The sequence below is a fragment of the Phocaeicola faecium genome, from assembly GCF_014837055.1.
GTDB classification, from domain to species: domain Bacteria; phylum Bacteroidota; class Bacteroidia; order Bacteroidales; family Bacteroidaceae; genus Phocaeicola; species Phocaeicola gallinarum.
The window spans coordinates 1-22553 of the sequence record NZ_JACSPQ010000019.1 but is presented as its reverse complement, the minus strand read 5'-3'; the positions used below and the strand labels follow the sequence as shown (position 1 = coordinate 22553).

Sequence of the window (22553 nt, the reverse complement as noted above, 5' to 3'; positions counted from 1 at the left end):
ACATTGAAAATAAAGAAAGTACTTATTTCTCAGCCAAAGCCATCGTCGGAAAAGTCACCTTATTTCGACATTGCTGAGAAGTACGGAGTGAAGATAGATTTTCGCCCGTTCATAAAAGTAGAAAGTTTGTCTGCTAAAGAATTCAGACAACAGAAGATTTCTATTTTAGATCATACAGCCGTTGTGTTTACTTCGCGCCATGCTATTGATCATTTCTTTAGTCTTTGTGCCGAATTGCGTATCACCGTTCCAGAAACGATGAAGTATTTCTGTACGTCTGAGACTATTGCGTTGTATATCCAAAAATACGTGCAATACCGCAAACGTAAAGTGTTCTTCGGAGCAACCGGAAAATTTATCGATCTGTTACCGCTGATAGTAAAGCATAATACAGAGAAATATCTTATTCCGATGTCCGACGTTCATAACGACGAAGTGAAGGACTTGTTGGATAAAAACAAAATCCAGCATACGGAGGCAGTCATGTATCGCACTGTAAGTAATGACTTCACTCCCGAAGAGAAGTTCGATTACGACATGCTGGTATTCTTCAGTCCTGCCGGCATTCAGTCGCTAATGAAAAACTTCCCACAGTTTGAACAAAAAGAAATAGCCATAGGCTGTTTTGGTCCTACTACGGCAAAAGCTGTAAAAGAAGCAGGACTTCGTCTTGATTTGGAAGCTCCCACTACCGTAGCTCCGTCGATGACAGCAGCTTTGGATATGTTTATCCGCGAACGTAATAAGTAAAGATAGCAAAATAGGCACAGATAACACGCTTTTTACGGACATGAATCATAATTCTACCGTAACGAATGTGTTATCCGTGCCTAATATACTTTTATGGAATCTCCCCACACACATACCTTACCCAAAAAGGAACGTCTGAACAGCCGTATCTTAATAGAAAAACTTTTTGCAGGCGGAAGCAAATCGTTTCCGGCTTTTCCTTTGCGTGTGGTGTATATTCCTGTGGAGGGAAATCATCTTCCTCCTGTTTCATTACTTATCAGTGTACCTAAGAAGCGTTTCAAACGGGCGGTAAAGCGAAACCGGGTGAAGCGCCAGATACGTGAAGCATTCCGGAAAAACAAACAGATATTGACCGAACCATTGGCAAATACCGGTACAAAGCTGGCAATAGCTTTTATCTGGTTAGACAACGAACTTCATGCCTCCGAAGAGGTAGACTTGAAAGTACGAAAGCTGCTTCAACTGATTACCGAACGCTTGCCATGAGAAAAGTATTCACATTTCTGCTCTTACTCCCTATCTACTTTTACCGGAATTGTATCTCACCGTTCACTCCTCCTTCTTGCCGTTTTACTCCAACATGTTCACAATACGCTGTTGAAGCAATAAAAAAGCACGGTCCGATAAAAGGATTATACCTTGCCATCCGTCGTCTTTTACGTTGCCATCCGTGGGGAGGATCGGGTTACGACCCAGTCCCCTGACCTGTTATTAACCAATAAACAGAACCGTATGGAATGTTTCGATGTTCATACCCATCGTTTGGCTTCGTCTGCCGGGCTATCCTTTCTTTCCTGCCGCATGGATGACAAAGGACATGCAGATATCTCCACGGCTCGTTTTCTTAGCGTGGGGATTCATCCGTGGTTTCTTTCCGAAGACGATTGTATGTTGCAGTTTCAATGGCTTGACGAGATGATGCTTGACCCGCGTACCGTGGCATTGGGTGAAGCTGGATTAGACAAGTTGTGCGATACACCTTTCTCCCTCCAGCTCAAAGCATTCCGTGGCGTTATCGAACGTGCGGAGATACACGGCTTTCCTCTTTTTATCCACTGTGTCAAGTCGTTTAACGAAGTTATTGCACTGAAGAAAGAGTACCGCCCGAAACAACCGTGGATTATTCATGGATTCCGAGGTAAAAAAGAACTTGCCCTGAGCCTCCAGTCGCAAGGCTTCTACCTCTCTTTCGGAGAAAAATACCAGTCGGAAGCGATGAAAACGGTTGCCACAGAACGTTTGCTGCTCGAAACCGATGACAGTCTTGTCGACATCTGCGAGCTTTACCGCCGGGCGGCGGCAGTACGCGGCATAGACACAAACAAACTGACGGCTTTGGTCGGCGAAAATATTAATCGCCTCTTTTTTAGCCGTTAAAAATTGGTTATTCAGATAAAGTGTCGTACTTTTGCCCCTACCTTTATTGTTAAACTAAGAAATTCATTCGATGAACTTTGTAGAAGAATTAAGATGGCGCGGAATGGTTCACACCATGATGCCGGGCACGGAAGAATTACTGGAAAAAGAGATGGTAACCGCTTACGTAGGTATTGACCCTACTGCCGATTCACTTCATATCGGCCACTTGGTAAGCGTGATGATATTGAAACATTTTCAGCGTTGCGGACATAAGCCGTTGGCTTTGGTAGGCGGCGCAACCGGTATGATTGGTGACCCGTCGGGAAAATCGGCAGAACGTAACCTGCTGGACGAAGAAACCCTGCGCCACAACCAAGAATGTATCAAAAAACAGTTGAGCAAATTCCTCGATTTTGAATCGGATGCTCCCAACAAGGCAGAGTTGGTTAATAACTACGATTGGATGAAGGACTTCACTTTCCTTGATTTTGCCCGTACGGTGGGAAAACATATCACCGTAAACTATATGATGGCAAAAGACTCTGTTCAGAAGCGATTGAACGGTGAAGCACGCGATGGTCTTTCATTCACCGAATTTACTTATCAGCTTTTGCAGGGTTACGATTTCCTCCACTTATACGAAACTAAAAACTGTAAGCTCCAGATGGGTGGTTCTGACCAGTGGGGTAACATCACCACGGGAGCCGAACTGATTCGCCGCACCAACGGAGGCGAAGTCTACGCGCTGACCTGTCCGCTGATAACCAAAGCCGACGGAGGCAAATTCGGTAAAACCGAGTCGGGAAACATCTGGTTAGACCCTCGTTATACATCACCGTATAAGTTCTATCAGTTCTGGCTGAACGTAAGCGATGAAGACGCTGAACGATATATCAAAATCTTTACCATGCTGAGCAAAGAAGAAATCGAGGCATTGGTAGCCGAACAAAAGGAAGCTCCCCACTTGCGTCCGCTGCAAAAACGTCTGGCTAAGGAAGTAACCATCATGGTTCACTCTGAAGCAGATTACAATGCAGCCGTAGAAGCATCAGGTATTCTGTTCGGAAATGCTACTTCAGAAGCGTTGAAGAAACTGGACGAAGACACGCTGCTGTCAGTATTCGAAGGCGTTCCGCAGTTCGAAGTATCAAAAGCTGAAATCGAAAACGGCGTGAAAGCCATCGACTTGTTTACCGAAAAGGCTGCCGTGTTCCCCTCGAAAGGAGAAATGCGCAAACTGGTTCAGGGCGGAGGCGTTTCTTTGAACAAAGAGAAACTGTCTGCTCCCGACCAAGTGATTACCGCAGCCGATTTGTTGGACGGCAAATACCTGCTGGTTCAGCGCGGAAAGAAAAACTATTATTTGCTGATAGCGAAATAATCGCTTGACGGCGTACGATACAGAAAGGCTCGTGTTTTTGATGAGACACGAGCCTTTTTTATTGCAGCCGAATAAGGGAACACGCCTTTCCTTACGCCGGGAGATCTGAGTGAAGCGATGGGGTAACCCGCTCGACAAAGTAACGCGGACGGCGTTTTACCTCCTTGTAAATCTTACCCACGTATTCGCCGATTATCCCGCAAGCCAGCAGGATGGCTCCCCCGATAAACCAGAGAGAGACCAATAAAGAAGTCCACCCGGGTATGGTGGTTCCTCCGGCATAAGAACAGAGCCCGTAAACGATGGCGAATATCGCTACCAATATGAAAAACAAACCCAAATAAGTAATGTAACGCAGCGGACGAACGGAAAAAGATGTAATGCCGTCGAGTGCAAAACTTATCATCTTCTTCAGCGGGTATTTCGATTCGCCGGCAAACCGCTCCTTACGGTTGTAATACACCATAGCGGAAGGATATCCCAACGATGAAACCATGCCGCGCAAAAACAGGTTACGCTCCGGAAAGGAAACAAGCGCCTGAAGCGTGCGGCGGCTCATTAACCGGAAATCGGCATGGTTATAAACAATCTCACCGCCCAGTCCGTGCATCAGCCGATAGAAAGCCAATGCCGTGTTCTTCTTAAAGAAAGTATCTGTTTTCCGCTCCTTGCGAACGCCGTAAACAATGTCGATGCCCTTGTTATAATAGTCTACCATCGGATAAATGGCGTTTACATCGTCTTGCAGGTCAGCATCAATCGACACGGCAGCATCGGCATGAGCCGAAGCCCATTCCAACCCTGCCCAAAGCGCCTGCTGGTGTCCCACGTTGTGCGCCAGCTTCAGCCCCGCCACGCAGTCGTGCTCGGCAGAGAAACGTTCGATAAGTTCCCACGTACGGTCGCGGCTCCCGTCGTCGACATAAAGGATGATGCCGCTGTCGATGCTGTGTTGCTCTTTCAGCGTCGCAATGACATGCGACAGCTGCGAAGTGGTTTCCGCCAACACAGCCTCCTCGTTATAGCAGGGAACAACAATTATCAGTTTCATAGTATCTTATTTACGTTTAAATACAAATCTCACAAGCAGAAAGTTTACCGGGATGACCACGGCGAACACCGGAAACGGCGCCCACACCTTCGGGATGCCCATCCAAAGAAAAACATTCAGCAGCAGAATATGAAGCAGGTAATTCACACCGTGGGCAGCTCCCATACCGAACAGTTTTTTCCACGAAGGAGACGTGCCGAACGTAAAGTAAGACGTGGCGTAAAAATTGGCGACAAACGAAACCGCATAACCCACCGTATAAGCCACGTTTACGTTGATAACCTGCTGTAAGAGGTAATAAATGCCGTAATGCAGGGCAGTCGCCCCCACGCCCACAATGCCGAAACGCACCGCTTCGCCTATCCACTGTTTGTTTCTCATGGCTTATTCCTTTCTGAACTGATACAGACAGATGGTTTTGCGGTCGTCGCAACTGCGGTGATGGCTGTTATAAACCTCTTTTATCTGATAGCCTCCATAATTTTCGGTAAACGTTCCGATGTTCTCTTCTCCGATTATCAGGTAACCTTCCTCCGGCATGAAATCTTCAAAGGGTACGATGCGGTCGCCTAAATAAAAGTTCACCGTAAACGGGCGCATCGGGTTGCCTTTTACTTGGTTGGGCATGTAAACATAAAGAGTACCCTCTGGTACGAACGATGCAATCTGTTCCGCCACCGGCTTGTCGGACTTTACATTCAGCACGGTAGGAGTAAGCAGTCCGTCGAGCAGCAGGAAGATGGAGAATATCAGAACTATAACGTCGTAATGCCTTGTATTGTCGAATTTCGTGTTCCGTATCGTCGAGAAGAAAGACTTGATGGCGATGAGCATGATTCCTATCAGGGTGTAGGAAACAAATCCCAAAGGAACCGTTCCCAGCGCCCGCATGAAAGCAACGTTCTCTGCCGCATGTCGTCCTGAAAAAATGGTTTCAGGTATCCATCCCATACGGAGCGAGAAAAATACCGCCAACAGGATGATTGCCAGCGAAGCCATGATGCTGCCGAAAACCTTTATCACCACCGGGCGCACGCGCAGCAGGTAAAGGATGTATTCTGCCAAGAAGTAAGCGATGAACGGATAAATGGGCAGCAGGTACACGCTGCGTTTGCTCTTGGGGATGCAGTAGAACACAAAGATGAGGACGATGCTGAGCAGCGAAAACAGCCGGGCGTCGTCCATCTGTCGGATATACGTGCGGAAGCGCGTCCACCATTCGCGGGGCTTCCCCTGTATCTTCTTATATTTCAGTGCAAATAAAGATATCAGCACCAACAGGGTATAAGGAACATATCCCGCCACTACCGTAATTACGTTGTAATACGCCGGATTTTCGTGCGATTCGTACGTCATCTTGCCGAGGAAACGCAGTACGTTTTCTTCCAAAACCAACTGTAAGAATTTATCGCCTCCTTGCTGGTAAGCCGCCCAGTACCATACGAACGGAAGCACACACGAGGCAATGAATACCCCGAAGAAAGAATAGAAGATTCGCCAAAACTTCATGCCGCGAATCCATAAAAAGACCGCTACCACCAAGCAAGGCAACACGGCTCCTACCGGACCTTTGGTGAGGAACGCCCCGCTCAGGCAGAGAATACCTATCCACGGAACACCCTGCAAACGCTTTTCTCCCCATTTATAGAGCTGATAAAGTGCCAACACCATGAGTGCGGACAACAACATATCCACCCGACAGTTCGTCCCTGCGCGGTGAACCTCGAAGTTGGTCAACGTAATCAGTCCCATGACGAAGGCAAGCTCCTTCCCCCGCCGTTTGGCATAGAAAGCATAGCCCGCCATAACCATTACCATCAGCGACAGTGCCGAAGGCATACGCGACGTGTACTCCGTAACGCCACCCACGATGGAAGAAATCAGCGCGATGCACCAGTGGAACAAAGGCGGTTTATACGCCATATCCACCCCGTTGTTCACCGGAAGAATCCAGTTCCCCTTGTCCAGCATCGAGTAGGCAACTATCGCCTCCCGCGGTTCGCCCCGCGTATTGAACAGCGATTCGCCAAGAAAAAGAAATAACGAAAGGATACAGACACCCGCCAATATCCACACATATTTGTCACTTTGCTTACCCATGATTATTGCGTTTTGTCAGACGCAAAGATAAAAGTTTTCCGGCGAATATCAATGTTTTCTTTTATACCGAAAAACGCTACCGTTAGTGTTGACCAACTCTTGCGGTAGAATCAGGTAATTCTATTCGAAAGACTCAGCCACTCTATGGGTAGCGTTTTTGGTGTGTTTGGAAATGTACTTACGCATAAAACCAAGCGCAAGCACGTTTTCTACAAGGTCATATTTCGTCCGGCCAAGGACAGGGCTTTCCGTTTTTTTTGAATGAAGGACGCTGTGCACCCGAACTGCGGAGAAACTCGCCGAGATTGGCTGAAAGAGATTTCACCACTTCCGGATAACGATCGGCAAGATTATGCTTCTCGCTAATGTCGGCTGGAATATCATACAATTCTTTCTTACCCGTTTCATAGAAATAAATCAGTTTCCATTTTCCCTGACGCACGGTGCAGGTGGCTCCGATGCCCGGTCCTCGTTCTCCCCACAAGTTTGGACAGTTCCAATAAAGGCTTCTGCCCTCCGACGGATCGCCGGTCTGCTTAAGCAAAGGAACAAAGCTCACGCCGTCCACGGTCTGCGGTGCCTTCCAGTCGGTAATACCCGCCATTTCGAGAATACTGGGAAAATAGTCTTCCACGATAACATATTTGTCGCAGCGGGTGTTGGGTTGTGTCACGCCCGGCCAGCTCACAATCATCGGTTCGCGGATACCGCCTTCGTAAGCCGAACCTTTCCCGCAGGTAAGAGGTGCATTCTGCGTATAGAGCGGCTCGTCCCTCCATTCTCTGCCGGTGGCATATCCTCCGTTGTCACCGCAGAACAGGATGATGGTATTGTCAGCCTCCCCGTTCTTTTCCAGCCAATCCATGATGTCGCCCAGACTCTTGTCCATGCCTTCGATGAGGGAAGCATAGGCAGCTTCCTTATCCGACATGCCTTTTTTCTTGTATTTGTCATAAAAGCGCATGTCCTTGTCAATCGGGATGTGGATGGCATAGTGAGACATATAGAGATAGAACGGCTGATTATATTTCTTGGCCTTGTCAAGAGCTTTCAAGGCTTCTTTTGTCAGTGCTTCGGTGATGAAAGTACCCGTTTTCCAGTATTTCTCCAGTCCCGGCACCGACATTAACGAGGTGGGATTGCCTTTCTCATCGTGTCCGTAACTCTGTTCGCTCAGGTAAGTTGCCAGTCCGCCTGCCGCATGTCCGGCAATGTTCGTTTCAAAACCGAAGTGGCAGGGGTTTTCTCCCGGAGTGTCGATAGCTCCCCAATGCGCCTTTCCGCAATGAATCGTATGATAGCCGCTGTCTTTCAGATATTGCACAAACGACTTGGCTACAAAAGTATGGTTCGTACCTTCTACTTGAGCAATACCGTTGTAATTCCAGTCAGGCAGTTGCAGCACATCGCTTGAGGCATCGGTGGTCTTGTCTTTCTGCAAAGTCCAGTTAGTCACGCGGTGACGGGCAGCATTAGCTCCCGTCATCAAGCTGCAGCGGGTGGGAGAACTGATGCTCGAAGCGTAAGCCTGCGTAAACATCATTCCCTGACGGGCCAGACGCTCCATGTTAGGTGTTTCGTAACGTTCATTATACATTGTCTTCTCCGTCCAGAAAGGAAGCGAAGTGTCCTGCCATCCCATATCGTCCACCAAAAAGAAAATGATGTTCGGACGCGAATCGGGGCATTCACCGGTCAGGGCATGTAATGGAGAAAGCACGGGAGCTATTCCAAGAAGTGCCAATAATTTTTTATTCATGGTATCTGTGTTTCTATTTAGAGTTTACATGATAAATACTGAAATTTCGGATGAGAGGTTCCGCCGTACACTGTTCCACCACCAGACGAAAGGATTTGGATTCTACGGCAGGAAAAGATTCAATACGCTTGTGCCCTACGGAAGTACCTTTTGCCACGGTGGTCCACTTGCCATTCACCAGAGCTTCTACCCGGTAAGCACGGATACGTTCTCCGCCGGTAATGTCTTCCTGAATCTGATAGTAATTCACTGGCTGTGCCTTGCTGACTGAAAGCGACACTTTCTTTTTGCCCGTGGCCGAAGTCTGCGCCAGCGGCTGACCAAAGCGGCGGGATATTTCAGCTCCCCATTCCTGCAGGCGGCGCACGTCTCCATCCGGAATCAGTCCGTCGGGGTTAGGAGTAAGACCTATCATCAGCGTAGCGTTGCGACCTACTGACTTTTCGTACATCTCCATCAGGTTTTCCAGCGGATAAACGGCCTTGTCATCATCACCCGGTTCCCAAAACCATTCGTGCCGCCCGTTGTATCCGCGCAGGGGCGCGTCGGCCATAGCAGGCACCCAAAACTTACCGTCAGGGTCACCGTGTGCCAACAACTTGTTATGGTCGGCCACTCCATCGGTAGCATTACTGTGGCTGTACGGATAAGGAAAGCTCGACCAGCAGGGATAACCCACGGTACCGCTTTCCGAACCACCCCAGCGGAGGTCGGCGCGGTTTACATTATGATAGAACAGACATTCAGGCTGGTATTTGTTGACGATGGGTTCCACATCGGGGCCCATCCCCTTCGGATCGTCGGCACCGCCGTCAAACCAAATCATGAAAAGGTCTCCGTAGTGGGTACAGAGTTCTGTCACCATCTTTTCACACAAGTGTTTGTACCACTCCTGACGGTTACGGGCAAACTCACCTTCACCTTCTGCCTTGAAGTTATGGATACCTAACAGAGAGTTCCAGCGGATACCGATGTAAATGCCCGGCTGTAAGCCGTACTTGCGGCAGGAGTTCACAAAGTCACGCACGATGTCTCCCTTTCCGTCGCGCCATTTCAATGCTTTCATACAGTAGGGATTTACGTCACTCTGCCACAGCCCGAATCCGGTTTCGTGGGTAGCCGTGAGAATAGCAAACTTGGCTCCGGCAGCCTTGGCCGATTTTATCCACTGGTCGGTGTCGAGCCGGTCGGGATGGAAAATGTTATAATCTTCAATCGGGTTGATACGGTTGTTGCCTTGTCCATACACCAGTCCGTCGAACACGTGCAGGTCATAATGGAATACCACCCCCAGTTCGGCTTCATGCCATTTAAGCTGATGGGGAGCCGGACAGGGCCCCTCATGGTCGGTATTTCGGGCAACGATAGTTGTCGCACAGAAGGCGAACAATGTCAGCAGAGTCAATAATGTCTTTTTCATATTCATTGTTTCAAGTATTTTGCAAATGAGTCATGGGTCTGTTCGAGCCATGAGGAAAGAGTTCGTTTCAGCGAATCACAAAGAGCCGGTTGGCTTTCCGCAATGTTATGTAACTGGTTCGGGTCACGAAGTCGGTCATACAACCATACACGCACGGGCCGACCTTCTTCCACCTCCGTCACATACGTGTAGCGGGAGGTTCGAATACCGCGTCTTCCGGAAGTGGAATCCGAAGGTATGCAGTAGTAATAAGGTTGGAAAGCATCTTCAGGCGTCTGAATTTCTTCATCCAGCAGCAGTCGTTTCCAGTTTCGTGTCTGCACGCAGGCCGGTATCTGTGCCTCCATTCCCATCAACGAAAGCAGGGTTGGATACAGATCGGCAAACGCCACAGGCAGATTGCTTTTCTGCGGATGCAGCTTGTTCTTCCAGCAACAAATCATAGGAATACGCATAGATTCCTCGTAAAATACGTCCTTGCCTTCCACTCCGTGTCCGCCCATACATACACCGTGGTCGGAAGTAAAAATGATAATGGTATTGTCATATATACCGCAATCTTTCAAAGCTTGGATAATACGTCCTACGTGTTCATCCACCCCGGTGATACAAGCGTAGTAATTGCGGATGTTTTCACGGAAATAATCGCCTTTGGGCGTGCCCTTTTCCGGAATGTAAGGCAACTGTCGGGCCAATGCCTCCACATCAATCGAATCATACAACCGCTTATACGATTCGGGCACTAACTCATAACCCGTATGCGGGGGATTCATGGATACCACCAAAGCAAAGGGACGGTCAGGAAGTGTGCCTTCAGAACGGATAAATTCGATGGCGCGATCGGCCTCGTAAGCCGGTCCCCACTGGTTAACATAGTAAAACTCCTCTCGTCCGGCCTCCGTATCCCAATACATAGGTCTCAGATGATTGTCGTAAGTACCGTAAGCAATCCATTTGTCGAAACCATGCCGGCGTTCGGGCGGACACCATTCGTTCCAAGCTATCTCTCCCCGATTGTTATAAGTATCCACATACGGCCGATGAGGGGCATCGAGATGCCATTTACCGATGTAAGCGGTGCGATAACCTTCTTTCTTCAGTACATCACTCCAACAGACAGCATCTTCCGAAAGCTCCACACCGTAAGGGGTGTGCTGTGAGTTGCAGTTACCCGTCACTCCGTTGGCAGTCGGATACATCCCCGTCATCAGCATGGCTCGCGCAGGCGAAGATACCGGATAGCTGCTTACGGCATCAGTGAAAAGAATACCTTCGGAAGCCAGACGGTCAAGGTTCGGTGTTTGCACAGGTTCCTTTCCCATACATCCCATGGCATCGCCCCTGAACTGATCGGCCATAATAAAAACCAGATTGGGACGCAAAGGCTTGGATTCCGGTTGGGAACATACCGAAAGCGGAAATACAACACCCAAAGCAGAGGTATAAACGAATTGTATCAGCTTCATATTAAGGAAGAACCAAATTTCTATTTAATTTATGATTTCAGTTTCTAATGTAAAAAAAGAGACGTACCAAAGATAGGAAAAATACTTAGAACCTGCTTAAATTTTCCGATTAAGTATTCCCCCATCTTTGGCACGCCTCATTTATAATAGATTAAAAAGAGTTCTATTATTATTGGTTAGCAAAGCTACCAGCTTTCACAGGCCATCCCGGATTCTGATAAACTACAGAAGTAGAAACGTCTCCACCTTCTTCAGGAGTAGACATACGGAATACATCGTATGACAAAGGAGAAAGATAGTTAGCTTGTTCAAAACAATATCCGTTATACTTCTTTACCAGTTCGTTTTTACCTTGCGGCCGCAGATATTTACTGACGGATGCTTCATTGGGAGCTGTATAGTCAAGTTTACAAGCTGTACAAGCATCTTCAAACTTGGTATGGAATTCTTCCCAGTAGTTCATTCCTTCCATCCAATAGTTCTGCATCATGTCTAATGCACGCCAACGATACAAATCGTCCTTACGCATACCTTCGGCAATAAACTCACTGCGACGCTCGCGACGAATGTTGTAGAGTGTCTTGTCTACCAACTCGGTACCTGAATAACGTGCCAAGTCGATTTCTTTAGTCAAATCGGTAGCTTCAATGGTCTTTTTATAATCTGCATCTACGCCAGCACGGGTACGCAGTTCTGTCCAAAACTTATTTAGCGTTTCATCTTCCAGCGTATTATATCTCAGATAATAGGCTTCGATATAGTTCAGATACGCCTCAGCAGCACGGAAAATAGGCAGAGCCAAAGGATAGGCGCTGTTATAGGTCACGTCGTTGTCCATCCAGCCTTTACGCGGAATATAACCTGTACTGGTTACGCGGATACCACTGGCAGCAATCAATCCGGGATACTGATACATAATGTCTTTCCCATTGGAGGTGATGAGTTTGTCACCCGGTTTTGCAACAGAACTTACCAGACGTGGGTCACGGTTTTTCATGGTACTCTCTAAGCTCTTGTCACCCTGATAATAATTGCCAGCTGCATAAATGGGCAGACCGTTGTCCATCAGATAACTGTCTACCAACGACCGGGTAAACCCGGTATTGTCACCATGTACGAAAATGTAAGTGTCTATTCGGGCATCATCTCCAGTCCCTGTCGTCACGTCAATGGCACCATATCCGTGAGTGGCTCCTACTACCTGATTCTGTACTTTGGCATCTTCGCTATACATACGCCATAACAAAACTTCGTTACGTTCTCCCGAAAGATCGGTTTGATTATACAAGCTGGCATAATCCTGCACTAATGAAGAAGCAAGCCCTACTTCTTTGGCGGATTTGATGGCTTCGTCTAAGAAGAATTCTATTTCTTTATTCATATCGGTATGAAAAGAAGCAGCATCACCCGGCCATCCCGGTCCACCCGGAACACGTGCTGTACCTGCATGATATTTTTCCCATGTAGCTTCATATAAAGCCACCCGTGATTTGAACAATAAAGCACATTCACGGTTCAAACGATGTGCCGTAAATCCTTCTGTCTTGGGGTATAACCGCTCAATGGCATTATCCAAATCGCTTAAGATAAAGCGAGCTACCTCGTTACGCGGTTTGCGTTTGTTGGCTTCCACATTGGCTGCATAGTCACCATCGTTCAGCACTTCAGTTAAAATGGGAAGATCACCGTATGCCTTCAGCAAATTGAAGTAAGCATAGGCACGGAAGAAGTACATCTCACCTATATAATGCATCACGTTGTCACTTGAAGTCAATGTACCGTTTTTTATATTCTCTTCAGTACGTTCTAAAAAAAGGTTACAGTTACGAATGTTGGCAAAACCACCATAACTACCACTAGAAGGTACTTGAACACGCTGGGGAAGAAAATTATCTACCTGATTGACTGTCGTCATATTGTCACTATTATTATCAGTAGTAAAGTATCCGAAAGTACCTGTACCTGTACCATGATCGGGCAATAAGCCGTACATATTGTTACAATAAGGTTCTAACTGGTTTTCTGCAGTAAAGAAGTTACCATCTACATTATCTGAAATAGGTGCTTTATCCAAAAAGTCAGAGCAGGAAGCTCCCATCAGCAAAGTAGCCGAAAATAAAAATATATATTTTAGTTTCATAATCATAGATGCTTTTATTGGTTTTATAAGGTTACATTTACGCCACAAGAGAGTGTACGACTCAACGGGTAAGTCATACCGTTCTGATATAATGCCTCCGGATCGAAATTTTTATTAATGGAAGTACCCGTCCACAAGTTGTCACCAGAGAAGAATACTCTGACACGTTCCAATCCAACTTTATTTGTCCATGCTTTAGGCAGGGTATAACCGATTTGCAAATTCTTCAAACGGATATAGGCTGCATTCTGTACGAACTGAGACTGACTTTGGCGATTCTGGTTAGATTTCCAAAGAGGACGCGGATAATATGCATTGGTATTTGCTCCCAACGGGTCACCTTCTGGACGGAAGAAATCCCAATGTTCCTTGTAACCAGTAGAAGACCATGCATCACCGTTTATTCCCCAAAATATCATGCCACTTAATAAATAATCACGCTTAGCTACGCCTTGGAAAAAAATACTCAGATCAAAACCTTTCCATTCAGCACCAATATTCAAACCGAAACGGAAACGTGGAGTACTGTTACCGATTACTTTAAGGTCTCCCGGATTGTCCACTGTATTTTCTCCGTTTGTAATTTTTCCATCACCATCCAAATCGGCATACATCATGTCACCGGCCTTCCATCCGGAAGCGGCAAGGGTAATATTAGGAATGGTGTTTTGGTCTACTTCCTCCAAATGCTTAGCCATTTCTTCGTCTGTCTTGGCCATGCCAATAGATTCATATCCCCACATTTCTCCCAAATACTGTCCGGTGTAATAAGTGGAGAGTGATTTGCTGGCATTCGGATATTCCGTAATTTTGGTACGTGAATCTGAAAGATTGAACGCTACATTGTAATTAAATTCACCAATGCGATCCTGCCAGTTCAATTGAAGTTCCCATCCTTTGGTACGCAAAGATGTATTGTTCCGTTTAGGAGCATCTGCACCTACTATTGGAGAAATTTCCTGTGCCGGCCCTACCATGTCTTTCGTATCACGGATAAAGAAGTTGAAGTAACCGCTTAAACGATTATTGAAAGCACCAAAGTCTACACCATAGTTATAACTGTACACACGTTCCCATGTCAGCAAAGAACTTACTAATCCCGGAGTGCTTGCAATATTTGATTTATTGGCCATATCAAGCAGCCAGCGTCCACCTGCATCAGGGCTACCTACAGTTACATTCTGAATAGCATAAGTAGGATAGTAGGAATTAGTATTCTGGTTACCGAGACTACCATAAGAGAAGCGGGGTTTCAAAGTATTAACCCATTTGCTTAAAGGTTCCCAAAAAGATTCACGTGCAATATTCCAGCCTACAGATACAGACGGGAAAGTAGCCCAACGATTGTCTGCGCGAAAACGAGAAGAACCATCACGACGAATATTGAATTCAAACAGATAACGTCCGTCAAAGTCGTAGTTCAAACGTCCGAAATAACCTAAAGAAGACCATTCTCCACGATAAGCACCGTTGCTTTGTGTTCCGGTAGAAGTATTAACATCGGGATTATTGTCGTTCATTACATCCGAACGCTTAGCCCAAACATTATTGTAGCGGAAACTTTCACTATTTATACCGAGCATTACTTTAAAATTATGTTTTTCAAGGAAATTGAAGCTATAATCAGCATAGAGTGAAGAAGTAATCATTGTTTCACGCTGTTGTTCGCTATAAGCCCATGTTTTTCCGGCTGCCAAGTCAGCATCTCCGCCAAGCCACTGCTCAGGAATGGGATTGTTGTCTTTGTCATAAAGATATACTCTGGCTACATTGTATAAATGTTCGAAGCTACCTGTGCGCAAAGCCAAGTCACCGTGAATGGTCAATCCCTTCATCGGAGTAAGAATCAGACTACCTTGTGTGAAGTAAGTATCATCTTGCGTATTGGAACGCCCACCGGAAGTCAGTTGCATCAATTTCGGGTTACGGGTATAGTGACCATTGTTATCGTAAAGCGGCATATTAGGATGAAGTTTGGTTGTTTCTGAGAAGAAACGATCGCCATACAGCTTCAAGAAAGTCGGCATACCAATGTCTTCACGAATGAAACGGCTGTTGAATTCCAAGCGCATCCACTTGGTAATTTCAGTACTGATACGGGCGCTAGCATTGTAACGTTTCTTGTTATCGTTTGCGTAGTTCATTTGTCCGTCCTGACTCAAGAATGCACCTGATACATAGTATTGTATTTTCTCATTACCACCAGACAAACTGATGTTATGTTCTTGTCCGAAAGCGGTCTTGTCAATGAAGTTACGAGGCCAGTTTTGATTGTCATTAGAGTTCTGATTAAAGGCAAAACAGTTTCCGTTTTGTGAAAGAGATGGGTCTGCAGTAGTGGTAATCTCACCGCGCATATACTGCTGGATACGTTCCATGGTAATATCCGAGAAAAAATGCGCTTCACCAGAACCGGTATTGTCAATAGCACGGTTGAAATACTGCGCAAATGTATAAGCGTCTAGCATGTCGGGGATATTGGTCGGACGAGACCAACGCAGATTGTTAGAATATGAAATACTCGTCTTACCCTGTTTACCTTTTTTGGTAGTAACTAAAATAACACCGAACGGAGCACGAGAACCATAGATCGCAGCAGAAGCTGCATCCATCAAGACCGAAATGTTATCTATATCCTGCGGATTCAATGAGTTCAAATCACCTGCCACACCGTCAATCAACACGAGGGGAGAAGCACTGGAACCTGTCCCTAAATTCCCTGTACCACGGATATTAAAAGAAGGATTGGCATCCAGTTTACCTCCGGCATCAGGAGTACTGACATTCAGTCCCGGAACTACTCCCTGCAAAGCCTGACCTACAGAAGTTACAGGACGAGACTCCAACTTTTTGTTGTCTACTGACGCCACGGCACCGGTCAGATTTACTTTTTTCTGCGTACCGAAACCTACTACAACTACTTCATCGAGTGCCTGAGTATCTTCCGATAAAACCACCGGATAGGAAGTCTTTCCTTTTTGTACAGATACTTCCTGAGTTTGATAGCCAATATAGGATACTACTAATGTACTTCCAACAGCTACATTGCTAAGCTGGAAGTTTCCATCCAAATCAGTGATACAACCATTACTGGTTCCTTTAATTACCACTGAAGCCCCAATGATGGGTTCATTCAGTTTTTTGTCTGTAACAATTCCGGAGATGCTCATTTGTTGCGCATACAGCGGCAAAAGCCCTGCCAGCAAAGCTATGAGCAGAGAAATGAATTGTGTTTTCATACGACTCATGATTTTAAGTATTAGTTTAATTGATAATAAAGAAGTATTTGTTTTGTCACAAATCTCCGAAATAAACTTCTCGGAGGCAGTGGGTAAACATTGCATTAACAGTCGGTATTCTTCTCAGTTTGCGAATAAAAACCGTTTTTTCACTAGTATTCCGACTTTTTAGATATTTTTTTTGTTCCTTTGCGACAAAATAGACATCTTGATTCAAGTATGAAAAACATAGACTCTAAACTTATTGTATTTTTCTTTGTATTTCTTCGCTTTTTTCCCATAAAAGCACAAGTGCTTTCTGAAAAAGATTTTCAGGTTTTGAATGTGAATGACGGATTATCTGACAATGACATCCATTCCGTAGCAAAAGATACCGAAGGATTCATGTGGTTTGGAACGGGAGGCGGACTGAACCGTTACGACGGACGTACTTTTAAAATATTCCGGATATCAGAGAGCTCTTACCGAAGAATTGACAAAGTGGTATCGCTGAATAGAGATTACTTGCTTATCCGCTCAGAACAGAATTTGTTTCTGTTCAACAAGAAATACGAACGCTTCCTTCCCGTATGCGATTCTGTGAGCAAGCAACCTATTATGTTCTCTGACTTTATAGCAGCTCCCAATGGTAGTTGCTGGGGAGTATTTTCCAATGAGCTGTCAAAGATAACGTTTCCATTTCCCCTTGCAAAGGATACTGCATTTGTTTCTGTACGTCATGTGGCGAAAAATTTGCAAAACGATTCGTTCACAGTGTTGTGCACGGGAGAAGATGGCAAAATGCTATATTGTGCAAGCAAGAAGGGAACAGTCTATCGTTTTACACCCGGACAAAGGAAATTGCAGAAGGTCTGCGACGGGCAATTACCGTCCAGCTGGTGGGTATCTTCTTTGCTGAACGACAATTCGTTTATTTGGATTTCTACTGTAGGCGACGGATTGTATGGTTATGACTTGACAAACGGGAAATTACACCATTGGCAATATATTTCAGAAAAGACGGAAAACCAATTATCTCATAACGATGTATTTCGTTTGCTCCCGATAGGTAATGCCCAATACTTGGCTGTAACTTGGAATGGATATACGCTATTGAGTCTTACTTCAGAACGGGAAATCGAGTTGCGAGACTTCCACTCCTTCCTTCATAATGGGAAACAATATTTCGAAACCCGTATGATTTCGGGTTACTACGATAAAGAAGGACTACTGTGGATTGGCACAGAAGGAGGAGGAGTATTATTTTCTGACTTGCGCCAGTCGTTTTATCATCAATATGCTCAAAAACGTTCAAATGAGATTTGTGGCATCCAAATGGATAGTGATGGTTACATCTGGCTAGCTACTTTTCATAAAGGTGTCTTACGTAGCACACAACCTTTTGATGTGACACATCCGTTGTCGTTTGAATCGTTTGGTCCCCATATTCCCCAACTGAAAACTGCCATTTGTAGCTCCTTAAATAAGAATGGAAGTCTTTGGTTTGGTACTAAAGACGGAAGGATATTCCGTTACGGAAAGAATCAACAGTGGGATGATATGCGAATTGATATACCCAAACAGCCTTCTCCTGTGATATGGAATTTGCTTATGGTTACGGATGATCAATGCTGGGCAGGTACCAGCAATGGACTGTATTGGGTAGATTTTCGACAAGGAACTTCAAGGCACATCAGCTGGAATAATCCACAAATTCCAGATCATATACAGGTACGTACATTAGTTGCAGGAGATGATCAAACCTTATGGTTAGGAACCGGCAGAGGATTGTTGCGCCTTTGGCTGAGTGGCAACAAGGTATTACAGACACATGCCGGATATGAAGCAAAAGCTGGTATGCCGGACACTGAGATTGAAGTCCGTGCCTTGTTATGGGGAAAAGACAAAAAATTGTGGGTGGGATATGCAGGAAATGGTTTGGCATCCTATTCCCCGGAAGGAGACAGCATCCTGACCTGTTACACTACCACTCAAGGTTTATGCAGCAATTTCGTAACTGCATTGGTTGAAGACAGTGACCATTCTCTTTGGGTGGGTTCCAATTCCGGAATTTCCCGCCTGAGCCGCCATTTGCAATCGTTTTACAATTATTATATTTCAGGGAGTAACCGCTCCGTATTTTTCGGAAAGGATTTTCTCTTTTGGGGAAATCACAGTACGCTGACTTATTTCCGTCCTTCTGACCTGCGTTTTAATTACCCAAAAGAAAAGGGAAGGGTGATTTTCACAGACTTGGAAGTGAACCATAGCCCTGTACAAATCGGACAAAATGTTAATGGGCAAGTGGTATTGCCTCAGTCGTTGCTTTATACCTCTAAATTGCATCTGACGCATGAAAATCGCAATTTCTCACTATCGTTTACCAACTTGCTGTATCTGTCCAAACTCCAAAAATACCTTTTCCGTTTGTACCCATATCAGAAGGAATGGATTATGGCCAATGAAGGAGAAAAAATCTCATACGACCGCCTGCCAGCCGGTAGCTATACTTTTCAAGTAAAAACTATTTTTCAAGATCAGAGTGAAGGTGATGTCAGTGCACTGACAGTGATAATTGCTCCCCACTGGAGCGAAACTCTTTGGTTCCGTCTGCTCATTGCGACAGGGCTGGTCAGTATCATATTAATATATGTACACCGCCTACGACTAAAACAAAAGCGGATACAGTATGAATTACGTCTGGAGCATGAGTTATTTACAGTCAATATGGAACGAAATAAGGAGATGGAACTTCGCAAAGAGCGTGAAGCCTTCTTTACGATGGCTGCCCATGAGTTGCGCACACCGCTTACCCTTATCTTGTCTCCGCTGCGTGAGATACTTTCCAGAATCTCGCCCATACATCCGTTCTATGGACGTTTATCCATTATGTTCAAGTATGCCGAAGGATTACATACTCTGACCGACCGCCTGCTGTACATTCAAAAAGCAGAAGCAGGCATGGTAAAGTTACGTTTATCTAAGATAGACGTTCTGTCCTTAATGAAAGACGTATCCGAAGGCTTTCACTCGTTAGCTGCCGAACATCATATAATGTATGGATGGATGCACGGTTCGGAGCATGTCACGATATGGGCCGACCGGGAGAAACTGTCGTTAGTCATTCAAAACCTGATTTCCAATGCCTTCAAATATACGCCTGAAGGAGGGAAAATAAGCCTTTCAGTAGAAAGGAAAGAATTCGATCAGAAATTCTTCTGCTGTATTTCAGTGACTGATACCGGAAAAGGAATAGATGCCGGGCTGTTGCAGCATATCTTTGAACCTTTTGTGACCGGCGATACAGACCCGTCAATGTCCACTCGCATGGGAATAGGTCTAAAAATCGTAAAACATATCGTAGAAATGCATCACGGACGGATAAACGTGGAGAGTAAACCGGAACAAGGTACTTCGTTTTTTGTGTATCTCCCCGAAGGGAAATCTCATTTTGAAGAAGACGACTGTACATGGGATGAAACCTCCGAGACAAACGATGAGGAGACGGTCAGAGAAAGTATTCCAAACCTGATGTTGCTGCAAAAAGCGGAAAAGATACCACAGACAACGGAAGAAGGACATACCGCCGCCCGTCAAACAGTACTCATTATAGAAGATAATACGGATATGCGCAATTATCTGCGAGACCTGATGAAGAAACATTACCGGATACTTGAAGCGGAGAATGGAGAAGAAGGACTGAAAATGGCAGTAAAACAAGTGCCAGATCTGGTTCTGTCGGATGTGATGATGCCCGTTATGGACGGCTTTACCTGCTGTGCTGCATTGCGCAAACGGAAAGAAACAGCCCATATTCCCATTCTGCTGCTTACGGCTAAAGCGGAAGACAAGGACAGCGTGGAGGCTTCTTACCGCGGAGCTGATGACTATGTGCGTAAACCATTTAATCCGGAAATATTGTTGGCTAAAGTGGCTCATTTGCTTGATATGCGATGCCGTCTTAAACAAATCTATACCCGCACATTGTTACATACTTCTACCGTATCAGCAGAGCAACCCGAAAGAACAGAAAGTGAGTTCATGCAAAAAGTGCTGTCGTGTATCGAGAGCAACGCAAACAATCCCGAATTCAACGTCAAAGTACTGGCCGGAGAGTTACACATGAGTCAGGCTACGCTTTACCGCAAGCTGAAACAGCACACCGACCTTTCTGCCGTAGAGCTGATTCGCCACATACGTATGACGCAAGCCGCTTTCCTATTGATGGAAACCAGCCTGTCGGTCACGGAAGTTGCCGAACGGGTAGGCTTCAATGACTTACCTACGTTCCGCAAGCATTTCATGGACATGTTCGGGGTATCTCCTTCCAAATATGCTGAGAATAAAACACCCGCACCTGAACAGCAATGCGGAGTTCAAACGCGGGTGGAGTATAACAGATAAGGATATTCAGTTAGAATGCGCCCCAATCAGTCAGACGCATGTCGCCTTTCTGCATGAATACTTGGTGCATACCCAGCGCGGCGGCAAGGCTGTGGAGCAAAGAAATTTAACCACCGATGTATGCCGAAAAACGCTACCGTTAGTGTTGACCAACTCTTGCGGTAGAATCAGGTAATTCTATTCGGAAGACTCACTCGTTCTATGGGTAGCGTTTGGCGTGCTTGGGAACGTCCTGATTTTAATAGTATACTCCGCCGTGATAGCGTATGATTGGCTCACATTCTTTTATTTGGAAATCTGTAATCGTGTGCGATGTATGGTCATAGCTGACTAAGCATTGCACTTGCTTCAGCCCGTGCCAATGGTCGAACCAATAATGGCTGACGTATGCTTTATCTCCATCTAATACAACTAAGGGGCACATGTTATCCGACCAACATTTTTTCGCTTCGGCTTTGATTATATCCAGATTCTTCAGTTCATAGTCGCAGTGGATTGGGCTTATGCTGTCTATATCTTCAGCTTTGTTTATAAAAATTCTTTTATTATATAAACCGTGCCAATACATTCCTATCAGGTGGTCGGTTTGCTTTAATAAATAGGCTCGCCATATAGCTTCTTCTGTAAAAGGCAAAGTGATGTGCTTGAAAGGGTCTTCTCTTTCGGGTAACGGTTTTCTTTCGCCAAGCATTTCATCTGCTTTGGCTTTTGAATTCGATCTTATCTCTATCTCACGATGTATCCGATCATAAATTTCTGGGAAATCTATATCACGAGGCTTCTCCACAGTCTTTAAGCGGGCATAAAGACTTAAGTTTTTCCCAATGCTACGAGGTCTTGACGGATTATAATCATCCAATACATACTGTTCATCCAGAGATAATCCGGGTAAGTATTCCAATAAAATATTCAGATTGGCTAACTCTTTTATGGAAGGCAATCTTGATATGGAAGTTATAAAATTGCTTCCTATATCAGCCAAGCGAGGGTTGTTTGCTTTTGCATCGCTATATTTATCAAATTTATTTTCAGGTTCTTGTATTTTGGGTTCCTCTGGAGTCTTCTTATTTTTCAGAAGTGAAATAATAAGAATCACAGCCATGGCGACATCTACCACGTTCCACATTCCCCGTCCCAATGGAATTTTGACTATTGGTTGAAACAATATTGCCAAAGCACCGAATACTATCATCAGTGCTTCTTTCTTCTCCCGATAGTATTGGTATGCCATTATTCCGAATAGAATAGTTGCAATGTAGCGGACTAAAATATAATATCCGTAGGGCATTGGCGCTAAACATAGTAGTAAAGCGATGGCTGTAATTAGTTTAAAGGTATTCATTTTTGTCGTTGAAACAATTAAAATAAGAGCTATAATATTGAAAGACAACGTACAAATTTATTAATTATTTTGAAGTGGGCAAAATCATTGTAAGCATTCGGTAAACCACGTATTTTCGTCTCCAACTTCCATCATTAACTTTACGTCCAAAAAGCCAAGT

At 45.3% G+C, this 22553-nt stretch carries 15 protein-coding genes; 6 read left to right on the top strand and 9 right to left on the bottom strand.

From position 1 onward, the window contains the following. Window positions 1-3: 3 nt before the first annotated feature. From H9626_RS12475 to tyrS, 5 genes are all read left to right on the top strand, one after another. Window positions 4-750, top strand: coding sequence for a uroporphyrinogen-III synthase (locus tag H9626_RS12475; protein WP_191710690.1), 747 nt, complete (start codon window positions 4-6; stop codon window positions 748-750). 93 nt (window positions 751-843) lie between these two features. After that, window positions 844-1239 carry a ribonuclease P protein component gene (rnpA, locus tag H9626_RS12470; protein ID WP_191710689.1) on the top strand — a complete coding sequence of 132 codons (396 nt, stop codon included), beginning with the start codon at window positions 844-846 and terminating at the stop codon, window positions 1237-1239. Next, window positions 1236-1457, top strand: coding sequence for a membrane protein insertion efficiency factor YidD (gene yidD / locus H9626_RS12465; protein ID WP_178257531.1), 222 nt, complete (start codon window positions 1236-1238; stop codon window positions 1455-1457). The genes rnpA and yidD overlap by 4 nt, the downstream gene beginning before the upstream one ends. 28 nt (window positions 1458-1485) lie before the next feature. Next, complete coding sequence (locus H9626_RS12460) at window positions 1486-2130, top strand: TatD family hydrolase (protein ID WP_191710688.1); 645 nt, start codon at window positions 1486-1488, stop codon at window positions 2128-2130. A 70-nt stretch (window positions 2131-2200) separates the two neighbouring features. Then, window positions 2201-3493 (top strand): tyrosine--tRNA ligase, encoded by a 1293-nt coding sequence (gene tyrS / locus H9626_RS12455; protein ID WP_191710687.1) that lies wholly within the window; start codon window positions 2201-2203, stop codon window positions 3491-3493. 91 nt (window positions 3494-3584) lie between these two features. Here the strand turns inward: tyrS and H9626_RS12450 are convergent, their stop codons facing one another. The 8 genes from H9626_RS12450 to H9626_RS12415 all read right to left on the bottom strand — a co-directional run bounded on the left by H9626_RS12450 (window position 3585) and on the right by H9626_RS12415 (window position 16668). Beyond that, complete coding sequence (locus tag H9626_RS12450) at window positions 3585-4544, bottom strand: glycosyltransferase family 2 protein (RefSeq protein ID WP_178257528.1); 960 nt, start codon at window positions 4542-4544, stop codon at window positions 3585-3587. A gap of 6 nt (window positions 4545-4550) precedes the next feature. Next, window positions 4551-4925: a GtrA family protein gene (locus tag H9626_RS12445; protein ID WP_178257527.1), complete on the bottom strand. Its 375-nt coding sequence runs from the start codon at window positions 4923-4925 to the stop codon at window positions 4551-4553. Between the two features lie 3 nt (window positions 4926-4928). Then, window positions 4929-6644 carry an ArnT family glycosyltransferase gene (locus H9626_RS12440; protein WP_191710686.1) on the bottom strand — a complete coding sequence of 572 codons (1716 nt, stop codon included), beginning with the start codon at window positions 6642-6644 and terminating at the stop codon, window positions 4929-4931. 217 nt (window positions 6645-6861) lie between these two features. Further along, complete coding sequence (locus H9626_RS12435) at window positions 6862-8403, bottom strand: sulfatase (protein WP_191710685.1); 1542 nt, start codon at window positions 8401-8403, stop codon at window positions 6862-6864. Between the two features lie 13 nt (window positions 8404-8416). Further along, window positions 8417-9829 (bottom strand): alpha-L-fucosidase, encoded by a 1413-nt coding sequence (locus H9626_RS12430; protein WP_438616946.1) that lies wholly within the window; start codon window positions 9827-9829, stop codon window positions 8417-8419. Next, window positions 9826-11280, bottom strand: coding sequence for a sulfatase family protein (locus tag H9626_RS12425; RefSeq protein ID WP_438616948.1), 1455 nt, complete (start codon window positions 11278-11280; stop codon window positions 9826-9828). Before H9626_RS12425 ends, H9626_RS12430 begins: the two co-directional genes overlap by 4 nt. A gap of 178 nt (window positions 11281-11458) precedes the next feature. Next, the gene (locus H9626_RS12420; RefSeq protein WP_191710683.1) at window positions 11459-13429 is read right to left on the bottom strand and encodes a RagB/SusD family nutrient uptake outer membrane protein; all 1971 of its coding nucleotides are present in this window, start codon (window positions 13427-13429) and stop codon (window positions 11459-11461) included. Window positions 13430-13452: 23 nt separating this feature from the next. Then, on the bottom strand, window positions 13453-16668 hold the full coding sequence (locus H9626_RS12415) for a SusC/RagA family TonB-linked outer membrane protein (RefSeq protein ID WP_191710682.1): 3216 nt from the start codon (window positions 16666-16668) through the stop codon (window positions 13453-13455). Between the two features lie 324 nt (window positions 16669-16992). Here H9626_RS12415 and H9626_RS12410 point away from each other — a divergent pair, with 324 nt between their 5' ends. Further along, on the top strand, window positions 16993-21051 hold the full coding sequence (locus H9626_RS12410) for a hybrid sensor histidine kinase/response regulator transcription factor (protein ID WP_368735177.1): 4059 nt from the start codon (window positions 16993-16995) through the stop codon (window positions 21049-21051). A gap of 238 nt (window positions 21052-21289) precedes the next feature. On the opposite strand, the gene H9626_RS12405 is transcribed toward H9626_RS12410, so the two are convergent. Beyond that, entirely contained in the window at window positions 21290-22393 is a 1104-nt protein-coding gene (locus H9626_RS12405) for a DUF6804 family protein (RefSeq protein ID WP_191710680.1), read from the bottom strand. Between the last annotated feature and the right edge of the window lie 160 nt (window positions 22394-22553).